The sequence below is a fragment of the Micromonospora sp. M51 genome, assembly GCF_018070305.1.
Classification (GTDB): Bacteria; Actinomycetota; Actinomycetes; order Mycobacteriales; family Micromonosporaceae; genus Micromonospora; species Micromonospora parva.
Map to the genome: position 1 here is coordinate 1 of NZ_JAGPXZ010001056.1, position 1596 is coordinate 1596.

Annotated in this window: 3 protein-coding genes and 1 pseudogene; 2 read left to right on the forward strand and 2 right to left on the reverse strand. The window is 76.5% G+C overall.

Translation table 11 applies throughout. From position 1 onward, the window contains the following. Both KBX53_RS32390 and KBX53_RS32395 read right to left on the reverse strand, forming a co-directional pair. Positions 1 to 245: pseudogene (locus KBX53_RS32390) on the reverse strand (hypothetical protein); the annotation flags it as partial. Beyond that, on the reverse strand, positions 242 to 538 hold the full coding sequence (locus KBX53_RS32395; protein ID WP_030330013.1) for a hypothetical protein: 297 nt from the start codon (positions 536 to 538) through the stop codon (positions 242 to 244). The pseudogene KBX53_RS32390 and the gene KBX53_RS32395, both read right to left, overlap by 4 nt. 174 nt (positions 539 to 712) lie before the next feature. On the opposite strand from KBX53_RS32395, the gene KBX53_RS32400 reads away from it, so the two are divergent. Both KBX53_RS32400 and KBX53_RS32405 read left to right on the forward strand, forming a co-directional pair. Further along, positions 713 to 1081, forward strand: a complete 369-nt coding sequence (locus KBX53_RS32400; protein WP_030330015.1) for a holo-ACP synthase — start codon at positions 713 to 715, stop codon at positions 1079 to 1081. Between the two features lie 55 nt (positions 1082 to 1136). Further along, positions 1137 to 1596 (forward strand): NAD(P)H-hydrate epimerase (locus KBX53_RS32405; RefSeq protein ID WP_247676548.1); only part of this gene is annotated, 460 nt, incomplete at its 3' end.

The window sequence follows — 1596 nt, forward strand, 5'->3', positions numbered from 1 at the left end:
AGCACCTGGTCGGCCTCGATCAGCGCGGGTGCGATCGAGGCCAGCTCGGCACGCAGCACGGCGAGCCGATGGTCCGCCGCCGTTGCCGCCGCACCCGACCAACCGTCCCGCAACCGCCCGCCGGACGCGCGCAGCCCACCGACGTGCCGATCGAGCGGCCCGGTCAACCCCGCCCACGCTGCCCCGGCGGCCCGCCACTCCCGCGGGTCGACAGCCCACAGTTGCCGGTAGCCGACGCCGCTCACCGGGGCACCGCGGCGAACCGGTCGGCGGCCCGCTCGTCCACCGTCTCGTACGCCTCGGCCGCCGCGCGGACCCCGCCGGAGGCCGCCGCGACCTGGGCGCCCAGCCGGCAGAACCAGGCGTGCCCGGCCGCCTCCAACGCGGCCAGCGCCGCGCCAGCTCGCCACTCGGGGGCCGCCACCACCAGCCCGGGCAACCCGGCGAGGCCAGCCGCCAACCGGTGCGCCTCGTCGTCGAGCAGGACGGCGACCGCCCGCAACTCCTCCGGCCGGACCGTGAACGGCTCGTCGGTCATGACCACACCCCCGTGGACGATCGGCATCGACGCGCTGACGGTAGGCGCGCACCACAGGTCGCGTGGTGCCCTGTGGACAGCCGGCGTCGAGGCGTACCCCGGGGTGTCCACAGGCGTTGCCCAGCGCGAGCCCGACGGCTAATCTGCGGCCTCGACCGCCGGTAGGGTGGTGTGGTGATCGTCGCTGTCGGCATCGACGTCGTGCTGGTCGAGCGGTTCGCCCGAGCCCTGGCCCGGACGCCGCAGCTGGCCGACCGGGTCTTCACCGAGGCCGAGCGGCACACCCGCTCCGGCAGCACGCGCTCGCCCGAGTCGCTCGCCGCCCGGTTCGCGGCCAAGGAGGCCGTGGCCAAGGCGCTCGGCGCTCCGGCCGGGCTGAGCTGGCACGACTGCGAAGTCGTGGCCGACCCGGACGGTCGCCCCTGGTTGGCCGTCTCCGGCACGGTCGCCGAGGCGGCCGACGCGCGGGGGATCAACCACTGGCATCTCTCGTTGTCGCACGACGGCGGGATCGCGTCGGCGATGGTGGTCGCGGAACGATGACGTCGGCCGGGAGGGCCGACCGGGCCCGCCCGCGAACGGAATGGGACACGGTGGCATGAGAGCGGTGTGGCGGGTGGCCGACGTACGGGCGGCCGAGGCGGGGCTGATGGGCACCCTGCCGGAGGGGACGCTGATGCAGCGGGCCGCCGCCGGCCTGGCCCGCCGGGCGGCGCTCGTGCTCGCCGAGCGGGGCGGGGTCTACGGCGGCCGGGTGCTGCTGCTGGTCGGCTCCGGTGACAACGGTGGCGACGCGCTGTACGCGGGGGAGCGGTTGGCCCGCCGGGGTGTGCAGGTGTCCGCGATGCTGGTCACCCCCGGGCGGGCGCACGCCGCTGGCCTGGCCGCGCTGCGCGCCGCTGGCGGACGGGTGGTGCCGGGTCCGGCCGGCCCGGTCGACCTGGTCCTCGACGGCATCGTCGGCATCGGTGGCACCGGTGGGCTGCGGGCGAACGCGGACGAGATCGTCCAGCGCCTCGACGAACTGCGCGGACGAGACGGGGAACGGGCCACGGTGC